We start from the raw sequence: 16,272 nt of genomic DNA, 5'->3' as shown, positions 1-16,272 counted from the left end.
CGACGTGACCACCGCACCGCTGCTCGGCGCCGGGATCATCGTGCCCACCGGGGACGGCCGGGTGCTGATCGGCCGGCGCACCACCGCCGGTGAGCCGCCCACCTGGAGCCTGCCGGGCGGCAAGGTCGACCCGGGCGAGTCCTTCGAGCGGACCGCGGCCCGCGAACTCGCCGAGGAGACCGGCATCGTGCTGCCCGCCGAGGGGATGCGGGTGCTCGCCGTGCACCTCGACCACGAGCTCGGCCGGCCGCGGCTGACCGCCGCCGTCCTCGCGCCGCCCAGCCTGGCGGAGGCGGTGGTCACCGAGCCGCACGCCTGCGCCGGCTGGGAGCGCTTCGCGGTCGACGAGCTGCCGGAGCCGATGTTCTACCCGTCCGCGCTGGTCCTGGGCAGTTGGCTGCCGGGGCTGGACGACGTACGGCGGGCCGGGACGCACGGCTACCCCGTCGCCCGCTGAGGGCAGGCGACGGGGCGGCGGGCCGTCGCGGGCCGGTCGGCCGACGGAAATCAGGGCCGGTCGGCCGACGGAAAGCAGGGGGTGGCCCCCACGGCCACCCCCTGCCACCACTGCCTGCCTTCCCCGCAGCTCGGCCCGGCACCCCCACGGTCGACCGGGCCACGGCCGCGCCCAGGCACGGGGGGCGCCGCCGGCACCCAGCCTGCCCGGTCGGGACCTCCACTGCCGAGGGCCGAACGTCCCCGGCCCCAGGGCCGAACGTCCCGGCGACAGGGCCTCACGAGGCCGAACGACACGGGCGGGACACCCACCCGCGATGGCACTCCTACGAGCGCGCACGACTCTTGTGCCCGAGGGCCCGTCGGGTGGAAATTGGTGGCGAACCGCCGTACGCCCCCACTCCCCTGAGGAGCCATCAACGTGTCCAGCACACCCCGCCCGGCCAGGCCCGCGTCGCTCCCGCGGCGAACCGGCCGTCAGCTGCGGCGGGCTCTCGGTGCCCGGCACGAACCGCTCGCCCGCCCCCTCGACCGCTCCCGCGCCCGGGCCTGGCTGCTCGCCGCGCTCGGCACGGTGCTCGCCGTCGCCCTCTCCGCGGGCGGCGCACTGCTCCTCTACCGGGACACCGCACCCCAGGCCGCCGCCGAGCACGCACGGCTGCACCGGATCGACGCCCTGGTCCGCACCGCCCCGGAGCGCGCCGCCGTCACCGGCAGCCGCTTCGCCGGGGGCTACAGCAATCAGATCGACGTCGAGGCGACCTGGACCGCCCCCGACGGCACGCCGCGCTCCGGCACCGTCCAGGCCCCGCGCTCGACCGTCACCGGCAGCAGCATCCCGATCTGGGTCGACCGGGCCGGCCGCGCCTCCACTCCCCCGGTCGACCGCACCGCCCTCGCCCTCTCCGCCGCCTGCACCGGCAGTGGCGCCCTCCTCACCCTGCTCGCCCTCGCCGTCCTCGCGCTGCGCCTGCGCCTCCACGCCCTGGACCGCCGCGCCGAAACCGCCTGGACCGACGGCTGGGCCCGCCTCGAACCCCGCTGGAGCGGGCGTGCGGGACACCGCCACGAGGACTGAGCCGGGTGGTGGCTCAGCGGGGCTCGGTCCAGGCCGGGGCGGGGACGCGCCTGGCGGCGCGGTGCGTGCGGGCGGCGACGGCGAGGAGGAGGGCGAGGGCCAGGGCGAGGGCGGTGGGGACGTTGGCATGGAGGACGAGGACGGCTCCGAGGAGGGCGCCGGCGAACATCCAGACGGCGGAGGCGAGGCGGCGGAGGCCGGTGCGGTCGGCGGCGAGGGCAGTGATGGTCATGGTGAGCACGGTGGTCGTGAGGTCGGGCACCTTCAGCGCGCGGACCACCGCGTTCTGACCGCCCATGGCGAAGCCGAGCAGCCCGATCAGGGTGTAGCGGACCGGTTCGGTGGTGTGGCCGACGACGGCCGCCAGGACGGTGCTCGCCGCGACGAACGCCGACTGGACGCCGACGGCGGCGGTCAGCAGGTGGCCCCGGTGGCCGGGCAGGCGGCGGGCGAGGTGACCACCGGCCAGGGCGCCGAGCAGGAAGGCGGCGAGCGCGGCGAGCGAAGCGGTGGCGGAGAGGTTGGCCGCGCCGGCCAGGGCGAAGCCGAGGAACACCACGTTGCCGGTCATGTTGGCGACGAAGACGTGGCCGAGTTCGAGGTAGCTGACCGCGTCCACCACGCCGGTGACCACGGTCAGCATCAGCAGCATCGGCACCAGCGGCCCGTGCTCGGGGTCGGGGGTCGGCATCGGTCTCCCAGGCGGTTCGTGTGACGGTCCTTCCGTTCTACTCCCTCTCCCCCTCCGTTTCCTCCGTTCCTCTGCCCTGTCAGGCGAGCGCGGGGCTGTCGGGGTCCTCGGGTTCGTCGTCCAGGTGCCAGTGCAGGTCGCGGACGCCCGGTTCCAACGACAGCCGGGTGACGACCTGTTCGAGCGCCGGGGCGACCTGCCCGGTGATCGAGACGGTGGCCCGTAGGCTGGTGGCGTCGCCCTGCTCGGTGCGGCGGGCGCGCAGGCCGGTCGGGGCGAGGCCGGAGGCGGCGAGGGCCTGGAGCAGCAGGGCCCGGATGTGGCTCTCGGACTTGCGGTCGCACTCCAGGTGGACGGTGGCGCGGCTGGTGGAGTCCGGGTCGCTGCCGGACTGCGGGGCCCGGTCGAGCAGCCGGCCGGCCGGGCGCAGCACCAGGTGGACGACGAGCACGGCGAGTGTGCCGAGGACGGCGAGCTCCAGTTTGCCGGAGGCCGCGAGCACCCCGACGGCGGCCGAACACCACAGCGTGGCGGCGGTGTTGAGGCCGCGGACGCCGGCGCCGTCCCGGAGGATGACGCCACCGCCGAGGAAGCCGATGCCGGAGACGACGTAGGAGGCGACCCGGGTGGGGCTCCCGGTGTCGCCGACGGCCTCGCTGTAGAGGACGAACAGGGTGGCGCCGGCAGCGACCAGGGCGTTGGTGCGCAGGCCGGCCATCCGGGCCCGCCACTGGCGCTCGACGCCGATCAGCGCGCCGCAGGCGACACCGGTGGCGAGCCGGACCAGGAAGTCGGCGGTGGTCAGGGTGTGCACGACGGCACCTCCTTCACGGGGGTGAGGTCACGGGGGTGGTCAGTGGCCCAGCGCGGTCTGGGCGACCTTGATGATGACCATCACCATCGCCACGAGCAGGTAGGCGCGCAGGGCTCCCATGCCGAGCTTGCGGGCGGTGGACATGGCCGGCTTGTCGAGGGTCTCCAGCGGGGGCATCCGCCAGTTCGCGCGGCCGGTGCGGTCGACGGGGTCCTCCTTGGTGGCGGTGCGGCCGGAGGTGAAGGAGTACCCGGCGACGAGGACGCCCGCGACGCCGCAGCCGGCCATGATCCACAGGATCGCCTCGGAGCTGATGTCCGGCCAGACCACGGCCGCGGTCAGGATCATCGAGAGCGTCACCAGGACGCCGACCACCGCCGAGGTGAAGGCGTTGGTCCTGGGTCCGTTGACCCAGGGGCCGAGCACCGCGCGGTCGTTGCAGAGGAGCAGCAGGAAGACGGTCGCGGAGGGCAGCAGTACGCCGGCCAGCACCTGCACGAACTGCGTCATCAGGCCCTGCATGGCGTCCGTCGACAGCAGGGTGATCGCGGCGGCCAGCGTCACCAGGCCGGCGTAGACGGCGTAGAAGCCCTTGGCGCCCTTCACTCCCCGGTGCAGCGAGTGCTTGATGCCGAACACGTCGCCGATCGCGTACGCCGTGGACAGCGAGACGGCGAACGCGCCGATGATCGAGGCGTCCAGCAGCGCGATCGCGAACAGCACACCGGCGACCCGCCCGGCCTTGGCCTCGATGCCCCGGGCCACCGCTCCCGCGTCGGAGAACTGCCCGAAGCCGTCGGTGCCGGCGAAGGCCGCCGCCGTGAGGCCGATCAGCGCGGCCGCGCCGACGATGACCACGACGATCCCGATCCACAGGTCGACCTTCTCGTACGTCATGAAGCGCGGGGTGATCCGCTTGTCGATGACGTACGACTGCTGGAAGAACAGCTGCCAGGGGGCGACGGTGGTGCCGACGATCGAGATGATCACCAGCATCACGGCGGCGAGCTGCCCCGACCCGCCGGGCATGGTGGGCGTCACGAAGTCGTGCGCCATCTGCGAGGTCTTCGGGTGGACCAGGAAGTAGATCGGCACCAGCAGCAGCGAGCCGACGCACAGGGTCACCGCGACCCGCTCGAAGCGCCGGAACGACCCGGTGAACGCCGAGGCGATGATGACCGCCGCCGCCAGGACCACGGCGGCCGCCTTGGGCAGACCCAGGTAGCCGGCGGCGAGCGTCACGCCGATGAACTCCGTCACCAGCGTCAGCGCGTTCAGCAGGAACAGGTCGATCACGCTGAACGCGCCCCAGAACCTGCCGAACCGCTCCAGGATCAGCCGGGCGTGCCCGACCCCGGTGACGGCGCCGAGCCGCAGCACCATCTCCTGGTTCACGTACAGCACCGGGACCAGCATCAGCAGCGTCCACAGCAGTTGGGTGCCGTAGTTCTGCCCCGCCTGGCCGTAGGTGGAGAAGGCGCCGGCGTCGTTGTCGCCGACCATCACGATCAGGCCGGGGCCGACGATCGCGAGCAGCGTCTTCAGCCGGGCCGACAGGCCGTGGCGGGGGGTGGTGTCGTCGAGGCGGATGGTGCCGAACGCGCCCTTGATGTCGCCGACGTGGGCGTCGTCCAGAACGGCGTTGCGGGCGCTCGGAGTTGTGGGGACCTTCGGGTCCAGCATCAGGTTGGTCATGGCAGGGCCTCCCTGCCCCCTTCTTGAGGGGGCGTCAGGGGGCACGCGGCGGCGACCCCTGCGGGCGCACGGCGCCGGACCGCACAGCACCGGACCGCACAGCACCGGACCGCACGGCGGCGGGTTGCACGACGGCGGACCGCATGTCAGCGGACCACATGCGCCGGACCGCACGGCGACGCCGGGCGGCGGCGGCCGTACGGACATGACGATGCGCCAGATCGCTTGTGTCCGAGCATGGTTGAGCCAGGCGGAGCGCCGGGTGGACGCGCAGGGGAGGTTGTTACCGCGTGCCGGAGGTGATCGAGAGCATGCGGGGGCAGGGGCGACTGTGGCCCGGACTACTGCAGTCCATGTCTCTCGCCTCCTCCCGGCCGGGGCGCACCGAACGGGCGCCTTTCGCGCAGCCCAAGGCTGCGAACCGCCCTCAGCATAGACCGGCCCCGAGCGCCCGGGGACCGCTTTCCGACTCATCTTCGACACCTTTGTAGAAGTTTGACCGAACCCCGATTCGCCTTGAGCATCTTCTTCCGGCATATATAGTTCATCGACATATGCAGTTGAGAAGCCCACGAGGGGGAAGTGTGTCCCACACCGATCCGGCCCGACCCGCGCCCGTCCTGCGCCTGGCCAACGTCACCCGGGTACACGGGCGCGGCGCCGCCGAGGTGCACGCCCTGCGCGGCATCGACCTGGCCGTCCACCCGGGCGAGTTCGTCGCCGTCATGGGGCCGTCCGGCTCCGGGAAGTCCACCCTGCTGACCCTGGCCGGCGGGCTGGACCGGCCCAGCGACGGCGAGGTCCTGGTGGAAGGGGTCTCGCTCGGCGGCCTCGGCCGGGGCAAGCTCGCCGACCTGCGGCGGCGCTCCATCGGGTACGTCTTCCAGGACTACAACCTGATCCCGGCGCTCACCGCCGCCGAGAACATCGCCCTGCCGCGCGAGCTCGACGGCGTCCCCGGCCGCCGGGCCCGCCGGGAGGCCCTGGCCGCGCTGGAGGAGCTGGGCATCGGCGAACTCGCCGACCGCTTCCCCGACGACATGTCCGGCGGCCAGCAGCAGCGCGTGGCGATCGCCCGCGCGCTGATCGGCGAACGGCGGCTGGTGCTCGCCGACGAGCCGACCGGGGCGCTCGACTCCGCCACCGGCGACGCCGTGCTCGCCGTGCTGCGCGCCCGCTGCGACGCCGGGGCGGCCGCGATGATGGTCACCCACGAGGCCTCGCATGCCGGCTGGGCGGACCGGGTGGTCCACCTGCGGGACGGCGCGGTCGACGCGGAGAGCCGCGGCTACCGCTCCGCCACCCGCCCTGCGGCGCACCACCGGCCCAACGCCATGGGCGAGGTGACGCAGTGAGGCTCGGAGCCTGGCGGGTCGCCCTGCGCATCGCCCGCCGTGACGCCCTGCGCGCCAAGGGGCGCAGCGCCCTGATCGTCGCCATGGTCGCCCTGCCCGTCCTCGGCGTCACCGGCGCCGACGTGGTCCACCGCAGCGGACAACTCTCCCCGGCCGAACGGGTCGAGCGGGTGGTCGGCGGAGCCGACGCCCTGGTCACCGCGCTCAAGCCGGGCCTGACCGTCGAGCAGGCCCCGGTCGCCGAGGACGGCGCCTTCGCCGTCGACTCCCGCCCGGGCCAGCAGCCGACGGCCGAACAGCAGAAGGGCGCGAGCACCGACCCGACGACGCTGGCCGGTTCGCTGCTGCCGCCCGGCAGTGCGCTCACCCCGGCCCGGCCCGGGCCGGAGACCGGCGCGAACTCGCCCGAGGGACTGGTCCGCACCCTCACCACCGAGGCCAACCTCGGCGACCCGATCTGGCGCGGGCGCATCGACCTGGTCGAGGGCCGCGCCCCGAACGCCCCGCACGAGATCGCCGCCACCCGGGCCTTCCTGGACCACGCCGGACTCAAGGTCGGCGGCACCACCACCGTCCAGGGCCTGGAGCAGACCACCTTCACCGTCACCGGCGTGGTGGAGCACCCGGACGAGCTCGGCCGAGTCGAACTCGTCGCCCGGCCAGGCGAGTTGCTCGACCCGCTGGCCGCCGCCGCGGCGCCCGGCCAGTCCGCCGCCGAGCGGGCCTCGGGCCAGCGCGCCGCCTGGCTGGTCCGCCTCCCGGCGGGCGCCGCGCTCGACTGGGCCAAGGTCCAGGAGTTCAACGCCCACGGCTTCACGCTCACCGCGCGCTCCGTCGCACTCGCCCCGCCGCCCCGCGCGGCCGTCCCGTACTACCGCGACGCGTACCGCTACCGCGACCCGGCGGCCGACAACACCACCAAGCTGGTCATCGCCACCGTCACCGGCATGGCCCTGCTGGAAGTCGCCCTGCTCGCCGGGCCCGCCTTCGCGGTCGGCGCCCGCCGCTCCCGGCGCCAGCTCGCCCTGCTCGGCGCGGCCGGCGGCAGCCGCACCCACGTCGGCGCGGTCGTGCTCGGCGGCGGCCTGGTCCTCGGCACGGCCGGGGCGCTGGCCGGCGTCGCACTCGGCACCGCCGTGGTCGCCATGCTCCGACCGCAGATCGAACAGGTCGGTGGCACGCGCTTCGGCCACTTCGCGCTGCCCCCGCTGGACCTGCTCGCGATCGCCGGCATCGGCCTGGTCACCGCCCTGCTGGCGGCGGCGCTGCCCGCCCTGCAGGCCGCCCGCCGCAGCGTCACCGCCGGGCTGACCGGCCGGGACACCGTCCGCGGGCCCAACCGCTGGGTCACCGTGACCGGCCTGCTGCTGGTCGCCTTCGGCGCCGGGGTCACCATGTACGGCGCGAGCGCGGTCCAGCACGGCCAACCGGCCGTCAGCAGCTTCGACACCCGCACCCTCACCGTGCTCGGCGGCTCGATGACCGCCGAGATCGGACTGCTCCTGTGCACCCCGATGCTGGTCGCCGCGATCGGCCGGGCCGCCCGGAGACTACCGCTCGGCCCCCGGCTCGCCCTGCGCGACTCCGCCCGGCACCGCTCGCGCACCGCCCCGGCCGTCGCCGCGGTGATGGCCGCCGTCGCCGGCGCCGTCGCCATCGGCGTGTACAGCACCAGCACCGACGCCGAGAACCGGCGCGACTACCGGCCGCAGGCCCCGTACGGCGCCGTCCGGCTCGTCAGCTACAGCGACGGGCCCCGACTCGACCAGGTGCGCGGCGAGGTGGAGAAGCAGCTGACCGGACTCGGCCAGCGCGGCGACCTCGCCGAAGCGGTGTACCGGTTCTGCCCCAACTGCTCCAGCACCGTCCAGCTCAAGGGCCAGGTGAACTGGCGCACCCTCACCGACCGCCCGCACCTGGCCGCCGCGGACGCCACCGTGCTGCACAACCTCTTCGGCATCCACGACCCGGCCGTCGACCAGGCGCTGGCCGACGGAAAGCTCCTCGTCTTCGACCCGGCCTTCGTCGGCGCCGACGGGAAGACCGTACTCCAGCTGCGCGGCGGCAGCGGCGCGCCACTGCAGCCGGGCGAGATCCCCAAGCCCGACCTGCAGGAGATCCCCGTCGACGCGGTGGTGGTCGCCAACCCGACCGCCGCCCGCTTCGCCCAGGGCATGCTGCTGCCCTCCGCACTCCAGACGCTCGGGCTCTCCGCGCAGCCCACCGGCTCGGTCTGGCTGCCCGCCACCCCGCCCGACCGCAAGGCGCAGCAGCGCGCCGAAGCGGCCGCGGTCCGGCTCGACCGCGTCGCCCAGCTGGACGTCGAACGCGGCTACCAGCCGAAGAGCGACGCGCTCACCCTGGCCCTCACCGGCTTCGCCGGACTGGTCGTCCTCGGCGCGGCCGGGATCGCCACCGGCCTCGCGGCCGCCGACTCCCGGCAGGACCAGGCCACCCTCGCCGCCGTCGGCGCGCCGCCGCGGATCCGGCGGACCATGGCGGGCCTGCAATGCGCGCTGATCGCCCTGCTCGGAGCGCTGCTCGGAGCGGCCAACGGATTCGTGCCGGCGGTGGGGCTGCTGAAGTCCCGGGCGAGCGGATTCGGGGCCCAGCCGGCGCTGATCACCGCCCCGTGGGGCGAGCTGCTGCTGGTCGTGCTGGCCCTGCCGGTGGTCGCGGGGCTGCTCGCGGCGCTGTTCACCAAGTCCCGGATCCCGCTCGGGCGGCGGCTGTCCTGAGGGCCGGGCGGTCGGGTTCGGACGCCATCCGAGCACCGGCCAGGCACCGCCCGAGCACTGGCCGACCGCTGGTCGGACACCGACCGAACACCGACCGAGCACCGGCTGAGCACGGATTGACACCTCTCGGACACCACCCGGGCACCGCTCGGCACACGCCGGGCGCCCGCCCCCCGCCACCCGGGGGCGGGCGTCCGGCGCTCGCCGTACCATGGGCCGCGTTCCGGCGGGCGAAGGGCGCCGGCGATGGGCTCGGCGAGGGAGACAAGGCGGTGCTACGGGGTTTCGGAGACCTGGAGGCCGAGATCATGGACCGGCTCTGGACCTGGAACCGGCCGGCCACGGTGCGCGAGGTCGTGGACGACCTGCAGCGGCAACGGGCGGTCGCGTACACCACCGTCACCACGGTCGCCGACATCCTGCACACCAAGGGCTGGCTGCGCCGCGACAAGCTCGGCCGCGCCTGGGTGTACGAACCGACCTGCACCCGCGAGGAGTACACCGCCCGGCTGATGCACCAGGCGCTGGAGACCACCCCCGACCGCACCGGCGCGCTGCTCCGCTTCGCCGACCGGATCAGCGGGGACGAGGCCTCCGCCCTGCTCGCGGCCCTCGGACGGGTGAAGTCCTGCGGCCCGGAGTGACCCTCGCCCGCTGATCCACCCGCCGGGGTCGTGGCGTGAGCCCGAAAAACGGCGGAGGCCCGGAACTCCGAACGCCCGGAACTCCGCAAGCCCGAGCTCGGGGGTCGGGGCCCCGAAACGCCGGAGGCCCGCCACCGCCGAAGCGGGAGCGGGCCGTCGCGTACGCGGTCAGGCCGGGCGGACGGCGCCCATGTACTTCATCGCCGAGATCGGGAGCACCTCGATGTTCTTGCCGGTGCGCGGCGCGTGGATCATCTTGCCGTCGCCGATGTACAGGCCGACGTGGTGCAGGTCGTCGTAGAAGAAGACCAGGTCGCCGGGCTGGAGGTTGGCGCGGTCGACGTGCGGGCCGGAGTTCCACTGGTCCTGGGACATCCGGGGGATCGTGACGCTCGCCGCGCGGTAGGCCATGCTGGTGAGGCCGGAGCAGTCGAAGCTGTCCGGGCCGGTCCTGCTCCAGCCGTACGGCTTGCCGAGCTGGGCCTGGGCGAACGCGAGGACGGCGGCGGCCCGACCACTGGCGGCCGGCAGCGGGGCGCTCAGGTCGGGGCGGTCGGCGGAGCGGGAGGAACGGTCGGCCGCGGCGGCGCCGGCTGCGCCTGCGGCGGCGGCCTGCTTGGCCTCGGCCTTGGCCTTCTCCGCGGACTGCTGGGCGTTGATCCTGGCGCGGTCCTCGGCGCTGAGCTTGTTCAGCATCTCCTGCGCCTTGGCCAGCTTGGTCTGGATGTCGTTCTTCTGCCCCGCCAGCTGCTTGCCGACCGAGTCGAGCTGGGCGAGGGTCGCGGTGGCCTCGGCGCGGTCCTGGTCGAGCTTGCGCTGCTCGTCCTGGGCCTGCTTCAGCAGGTTCGCCTGGGAGTCGGCCACCTGGTTCTGCACCGCGGCGCGCTCCAGGTAGGCGGACGGGTCGGAGTCGAGCATCAGCTGGACCGACGCGTCGATGCCGTTGGTCCGGTACTGGTCGGCGGCGACCGCGCCGAGCCGGGTCCGCAGCTCGTTCATGGCGTCCTGGCCGCGGACGACCTTGTCCTGGATCTGGCTGGCCTCGCCCTGGAGCTTCTGCTGCTTGGCCTGGAAGCCGTTGTACTGCTCGACGGACTGCTCGGCCTCCTCGTTGAGCTTGTCCACCTGCTCCTTGACGGAGGCGAGCGTCGGCGCGGGCTCGGCATGGGCGGTGCCCGAGGCGAGGACCGCGCTGCCGGCCGCCATGGCCGTGGTGAGGACCGCCATGCGGGCCCGGCTGGGGGGGCTGGTCTTGCGGCGCTTTCCCATGGGCGGTCGGCTCTCTTTCGGGGGAATCCGGCGACGGCACGAACAGGCCGGGGGACGGCGAAGGCGGGCAGGACGCGCAACGGGGGGATGCTGCCCCACCCACCTTCTTCGAAGTAACTTAATAGATGAGGGCCGGAGTTCCGCAATCCCCCTGATCATGACGTTTCGGTGCCATGACGGGACGTCGATCGCGGTGCGTGCCATCGCTGTTGACTACGGACGGCACCCGGGCGCGGGTTCAATCGCCGCCGCCTTCGCCGTCACGTCCCGCCTCCTTCGCCGCGGCACCCCCCGCCGGACCCGCGAGCCGCGGCCCATGGCACCACCCGCCCCACGGTGTGACAAGAACCGCCAAATCGAGGGAAAGGTCACACACGCCTCCCCTCCTGCAGCCCTGCGAACGGGCGCTAACCTGCGGACATGAAGGTCCCGCCCGAAGGGCTCCCCCTCGCCGCCGAGTTCCCGGCTGCGCACCGTGAGCAGTGGCAGCAGCTCGTGCAGGGCGTGCTGCGCAAGTCCGGTGCCCAGCCCGAGGACGGCGCCGCCGCCGAGCAGACACTCACCACCAAGCTCCAGGACGGGCTCAGCGCACGCCCGCTGTACACCTCCGACGACACCGCGGTCGACCCCGGGTACCCGGGCTTCCCGCCGTTCGTCCGCGGCGGCCGGCCGCAGGGCTCCGCCGTCGCCGGCTGGGACGTCCGGCAGCGGCACGCCGACCCGGACCGTCGGCGCGCCAACGAGGCCGTGCTGGCCGACCTGGAGAACGGCGTCGGCTCGCTCTGGCTGGAACTGGGCGGCGAGGCCCTCCCGCTGGACGCCCTGCCCGAGGCACTGAGCGGCGTGTACCTGGACCTGGCCGCCGTCGCACTCGACGCCGGACCCGAATTCACCGACGCCGCCGAGCAGTTGTTCAAGCTCTACGAGCAGCGCGAGGTCTCCCCCGGCGCCGCCTCCGGCAACCTCGGCGCCGACCCGCTGGGCCTGCAGGCCCGCACCGGCGACACCACCCGCACCGACGCGCTGCTCGCCGAGGCCACCGTGCTGGCCGCCCGCTGCGCCGCCGACTACCCGAACGTCCGGGCGCTGACCGTCGACGCCCTGCCGTACCACGAGGCCGGCGCCTCCCCAGCCCAGGAACTGGGCTGCTCGCTCGCCACCGGCGTCGCCTACCTGCGCGCCCTGACCGCGGCCGGGCTGCCGGTGGACGCCGCGCTCGGCCAGCTGGAGTTCCGCTACGCGGCGGACGCCGACCAGTTCCTGACGATCGCCAAGTTCCGTGCCGCGCGCCGCCTTTGGGCCCGCGTCGCCGAGGTGTCCGGGGCGTCCCCGGAGGCCTCGGCGCAGCGTCAGCACGCCGTCACCTCCCGAGTGATGATGACCGCCCGCGACCCGTGGGTGAACATGCTGCGCACCACCGTCGCCTGCCTGGCCGCCGGAGTCGGCGGCGCCGACGCCGTCACCGTCCTGCCCTTCGACAGCGCGCTCGGCCAGCCGGACGCCTTCGCCCGCCGGATCGCCCGCAACACCCAGTCGATCCTGCTGGAGGAGTCCCACCTGGCCCGGGTGATCGACCCGGCCGGCGGCTCCTGGTACGTCGAGCAGCTCGGCGAGGAGCTGGCCCGGGCCGCCTGGGCCTGGTTCCAGGAGATCGAGCGGGCCGGCGGCCAGCAGGCCGCACTCGGCTCCGGCCTGGTCGAGGAGCGGATCGCCGCCACCTGGGCGGAGCGGTCGGTCAAGCTCGCCAAGCGGCGCGAACCGGTCACCGGCGTCAGCGAGTTCCCGCACCTGGACGAGCAGCCGCTGGTCCGCGAGCCGGCCCCGGCCGCGCTCTCCGGCGGCCTGCCGCGGGTGCGCCGCGCCGAGGCGTACGAGGCGCTGCGCGACCGCTCGGACGCCCACGCCGCCGTACACGGTGCCCGCCCGGCCCTGTTCCTCGCCTCGATCGGCACCGCCGCCGCGCACACCGCGCGCACCACCTTCGCCGCCAACCTGTTCCAGGCGGGCGGCATCGCGACGACCTCCCTCGAGTCCGTCGACCCGGCCGCGTTCGCCGAGGCGTTCACCGCCTCCGGCGCCACCGTCGCCTGCCTCTGCTCCAACGACGCCCTGTACGGCGAGCACGCCGCGGCCGTCGCCGGCGCGCTGAAGGCGGCCGGCGCCACGAAGGTCCTGCTCGCCGGGCGGCCCGGTGAAGTACCCGACGGAGTGGACGAGTTCATCTACGCGGGCGGGGACGCGGTCGCCGTCCTGACCTCCCTGCTGGACCAGATCACCGGCGCGAGCGACGCCGACGAGAGCAAGGTGGCTCGATGATCCCCGACTTCACCGGAATCGGGCTGGACGGCGACGCCTCCGGCGTCACCGACACCCAGTGGCAGGCCGCCTGGCGCCGGTCCACCGGCAAGAACGTCGACGAGCTCGTCTGGGACACCCCCGAGGGCATCGGCGTCAAGCCGCTGTACACCGCCGAGGACCTCGCCGGGCTGGACTTCCTGGAGACCTACCCGGGCGTCGCCCCGTACCTGCGCGGGCCGTACCCGACCATGTACGTCAACCAGCCGTGGACCGTCCGCCAGTACGCGGGCTTCTCCACCGCCGAGGAGTCCAACGCCTTCTACCGCCGCAACCTCGCGGCCGGCCAGAAGGGCCTCTCGGTCGCCTTCGACCTGCCGACCCACCGCGGCTACGACAGCGACCACCCCCGCGTGACCGGCGACGTCGGCATGGCGGGCGTCGCCATCGACTCGATCTACGACATGCGCCAGCTGTTCGACGGCATCCCGCTCGACAAGATGTCGGTGTCGATGACCATGAACGGCGCCGTGCTGCCCGTCCTGGCGCTGTACATCGTCGCCGCCGAGGAGCAGGGCGTACCGCCCGAGAAGCTGGCCGGGACCATCCAGAACGACATCCTCAAGGAGTTCATGGTCCGCAACACCTACATCTACCCGCCGCAGCCGTCGATGCGGATCATCTCGGACATCTTCGCGTACACCTCGCAGAAGATGCCCCGGTACAACTCGATCTCCATCTCCGGCTACCACATCCAGGAAGCCGGCGCGACCGCCGACCTGGAACTGGCCTACACCCTCGCCGACGGCGTCGAGTACCTGCGCGCGGGCCTGGAGGTGGGACTGGACGTGGACGCCTTCGCGCCCCGCCTGTCGTTCTTCTGGGCGATCGGCATGAACTTCTTCATGGAGGTCGCCAAGCTGCGCGCGGCCCGGCTGCTCTGGGCCAAGCTGGTCAAGCAGTTCGACCCGAAGAACCCCAAGTCGCTGTCGCTGCGCACCCATTCGCAGACCTCCGGCTGGTCGCTCACCGCGCAGGACGTGTTCAACAACGTCACCCGCACCTGCGTCGAGGCGATGGCCGCCACCCAGGGCCACACCCAGTCGCTGCACACCAACGCCCTCGACGAGGCGCTCGCCCTGCCCACCGACTTCTCCGCGCGCATCGCCCGCAACACCCAGCTGCTGCTGCAGCAGGAATCCGGCACCTGCCGGGTCATCGACCCGTGGGGCGGCTCGGCGTACATCGAGAAGCTCACCAACGACCTCGCCACCCGGGCCTGGCAGCACATCCAGGAAGTCGAGGCGGCCGGCGGCATGGCCAAGGCCATCGACGCCGGCATCCCCAAGATGCGCGTCGAGGAAGCCGCCGCCCGGACCCAGGCGCGCATCGACTCCGGCCGCCAGCCGGTGATCGGCGTCAACAAGTACCGGGTGGAGAGCGACGAGCAGATCGACGTCCTCAAGGTCGACAACTCCTCGGTGCGGGCCCGGCAGATCGAGAAGCTGCGCCGGCTGCGCGAGGAGCGCGACGAGGCCGCTTGCCGCGACGCGCTGACCGCGCTCACCCGGGCCGCCGAGGCCGGACCGCAGCGCGACGGCTCGCTGGACGGCAACCTGCTGCACCTGGCCGTCAACGCGGCCCGGGCCAAGGCCACCGTCGGCGAGATCTCCGACGCCCTCGAGACGGTGTACGGCCGCCACTCCGGCCAGATCCGTACCATCTCCGGTGTGTACCGAGACGAAGCGGGCCCGTCGGCCTCCCTCCAGCGCAGCCGCGACCTGGTCGAGCGGTTCGAGCAGGCCGAAGGCCGCCGCCCGCGCATCCTGGTCGCCAAGATGGGCCAGGACGGCCACGACCGCGGCCAGAAGGTCATCGCCACCGCCTTCGCCGACCTCGGCTTCACCGTCGACGTCGGCCCGCTGTTCCAGACCCCGGCCGAGGTCGCCCGCCAGGCCGTCGAAGCGGACGTCCACATCGTCGGCGTCTCCTCGCTGGCCGCCGGCCACCTCACCCTGGTGCCCGCCCTGCGCGCCGAACTCGCCGCGGCCGGCCGCGAGGACATCACCATCGTCGTCGGCGGGGTCATCCCCCCGCAGGACTTCGAGGCGCTCTACGAGGCGGGCGCGGCAGCGGTGTTCGGCCCCGGCACGGTCATCCCGGACGCCGCAAGCGACCTGCTGACGGCCCTGGCCGCCGAACTCGGCCACGAGCTGTGAGCCTTTGATCGTATGCCTCCGCGGACGATCGACCTCGACAGCTATGTGACCGGCGTCCTGGACGGCTCGCGCGCCTGGATCGCGAGAGCCGTCACCCTCGTCGAATCCTCCCGGCCCGACCACCGCGCGCTCGCGCAGCAACTGCTCCAACGGCTGCTGCCGCACGCGGGCGGCGCGGTCCGGGTCGGCATCACCGGGGTGCCCGGCGTCGGCAAGTCGACCTTCATCGACTCCTTCGGCACCATGCTGACGGCGCTCGGCCACCGGGTCGCGGTCCTCGCCGTCGACCCCACGTCCAGCCGGACCGGCGGCTCCATCCTGGGCGACAAGACCCGGATGGAGCGCCTGGCCGTCGACCCGCACGCCTTCGTCCGCCCGTCGCCGACCTCCGGGACCCTCGGCGGGGTCGCCAAGGCGACCCGCGAGTCGATGGTGGTGATGGAGGCGGCGGGGTACGACGTCGTCCTCATCGAGACGGTGGGCGTCGGCCAGTCCGAGACGGCCGTGGCCGGCATGGTCGACACCTTCCTGCTCCTCAGCCTGGCACGGACGGGAGACCAGCTGCAGGGCATCAAGAAGGGCGTCCTGGAGCTGGCGGACGTCATCGCCATCAACAAGGCCGACGGCCCACACGAACGCGACGCCGGCGCCGCCGCCCGCGAACTCGCAGGCGCCCTACGGCTGTTGCAGTCACCCGATGCCGCGTGGACCCCACCCGTCCTGACCTGCAGCGGCCGCGAGAACGTCGGCCTCGATGTCTTGTGGGAACGCCTCCAGCAGCACCGCAAGGTCCTCGACGCCACCGGCGCCCTGGCGGCCAAGCGCCGCGACCAGCAGGTGGAATGGACCTGGGCCATGGTCCACGACCAGCTCTACGCCCGGCTGCACGAACACCCCGAAGTGCGGCGACTGGCCCCCGAGTTGGAGGCCCAGGTGCGAGCCGGCACCCTCCCCGCCGGCCTCGCCGCCCAACAGCTCCTGGACGCCTTCTTCGGCTGACGGTCACATCGCACTGCGA

The 16,272-nt window shown here is 73.6% G+C and carries 12 protein-coding genes; 8 read left to right on the top strand and 4 right to left on the bottom strand.

The annotated features are described in order from the left end of the window. Positions 1–4 precede the first annotated feature (4 nt). Both ACZ52R_RS36690 and ACZ52R_RS36685 read left to right on the top strand, forming a co-directional pair. On the top strand, positions 5–457 hold the full coding sequence (locus tag ACZ52R_RS36690; RefSeq protein WP_360491813.1) for a nucleotide triphosphate diphosphatase NUDT15: 453 nt from the start codon (positions 5–7) through the stop codon (positions 455–457). A 420-nt stretch (positions 458–877) separates the two neighbouring features. After that, a complete protein-coding gene (locus ACZ52R_RS36685; RefSeq protein WP_465662016.1) occupies positions 878–1,534 on the top strand; it encodes an Rv1733c family protein in 657 nt (218 codons plus the stop codon). A 13-nt stretch (positions 1,535–1,547) separates the two neighbouring features. Here ACZ52R_RS36685 and ACZ52R_RS36680 read toward each other — a convergent pair whose 3' ends face one another. The 3 genes from ACZ52R_RS36680 to ACZ52R_RS36670 form a co-directional block, all read right to left on the bottom strand. Continuing rightward, positions 1,548–2,225, bottom strand: coding sequence for a YoaK family protein (locus tag ACZ52R_RS36680; protein ID WP_465662014.1), 678 nt, complete (start codon positions 2,223–2,225; stop codon positions 1,548–1,550). 79 nt (positions 2,226–2,304) lie between these two features. Beyond that, complete coding sequence (locus ACZ52R_RS36675) at positions 2,305–3,039, bottom strand: MgtC/SapB family protein (protein ID WP_465624858.1); 735 nt, start codon at positions 3,037–3,039, stop codon at positions 2,305–2,307. A gap of 39 nt (positions 3,040–3,078) precedes the next feature. Further along, complete coding sequence (locus ACZ52R_RS36670; RefSeq protein WP_465624856.1) at positions 3,079–4,734, bottom strand: NRAMP family divalent metal transporter; 1,656 nt, start codon at positions 4,732–4,734, stop codon at positions 3,079–3,081. 554 nt (positions 4,735–5,288) lie between these two features. Here ACZ52R_RS36670 and ACZ52R_RS36665 point away from each other — a divergent pair. The 3 genes from ACZ52R_RS36665 (at position 5,289) to ACZ52R_RS36655 (ending at position 9,471) form a co-directional block, all read left to right on the top strand. After that, complete coding sequence (locus tag ACZ52R_RS36665) at positions 5,289–6,089, top strand: ABC transporter ATP-binding protein (protein WP_465662012.1); 801 nt, start codon at positions 5,289–5,291, stop codon at positions 6,087–6,089. Then, complete coding sequence (locus ACZ52R_RS36660) at positions 6,086–8,827, top strand: FtsX-like permease family protein (protein WP_465754982.1); 2,742 nt, start codon at positions 6,086–6,088, stop codon at positions 8,825–8,827. Before ACZ52R_RS36665 ends, ACZ52R_RS36660 begins: the two co-directional genes overlap by 4 nt. 272 nt (positions 8,828–9,099) lie before the next feature. Continuing rightward, complete coding sequence (locus ACZ52R_RS36655; protein WP_465754981.1) at positions 9,100–9,471, top strand: BlaI/MecI/CopY family transcriptional regulator; 372 nt, start codon at positions 9,100–9,102, stop codon at positions 9,469–9,471. A gap of 168 nt (positions 9,472–9,639) precedes the next feature. On the opposite strand, the gene ACZ52R_RS36650 is transcribed toward ACZ52R_RS36655, so the two are convergent. Continuing rightward, complete coding sequence (locus ACZ52R_RS36650; protein WP_465624850.1) at positions 9,640–10,740, bottom strand: C40 family peptidase; 1,101 nt, start codon at positions 10,738–10,740, stop codon at positions 9,640–9,642. A gap of 420 nt (positions 10,741–11,160) precedes the next feature. On the opposite strand from ACZ52R_RS36650, the gene ACZ52R_RS36645 reads away from it, so the two are divergent. Genes ACZ52R_RS36645 through meaB form a run of 3 tightly spaced genes read left to right on the top strand, consistent with a single transcriptional unit; the run spans position 11,161 to position 16,253 of the window. Continuing rightward, on the top strand, positions 11,161–13,056 hold the full coding sequence (locus ACZ52R_RS36645) for a methylmalonyl-CoA mutase subunit beta (RefSeq protein WP_465754980.1): 1,896 nt from the start codon (positions 11,161–11,163) through the stop codon (positions 13,054–13,056). Next, entirely contained in the window at positions 13,053–15,254 is a 2,202-nt protein-coding gene (gene scpA / locus ACZ52R_RS36640) for a methylmalonyl-CoA mutase (RefSeq protein WP_465754979.1), read from the top strand. The genes ACZ52R_RS36645 and scpA overlap by 4 nt, the downstream gene beginning before the upstream one ends. Before the next feature lie 12 nt (positions 15,255–15,266). Further along, positions 15,267–16,253 (top strand): methylmalonyl Co-A mutase-associated GTPase MeaB, encoded by a 987-nt coding sequence (gene meaB / locus ACZ52R_RS36635; RefSeq protein WP_465624844.1) that lies wholly within the window; start codon positions 15,267–15,269, stop codon positions 16,251–16,253. Positions 16,254–16,272: the final 19 nt, after the last annotated feature.

This window comes from Kitasatospora sp. NPDC034023, assembly GCF_055575795.1.
This window is presented reverse-complemented; position numbering and strand designations above follow the sequence as displayed.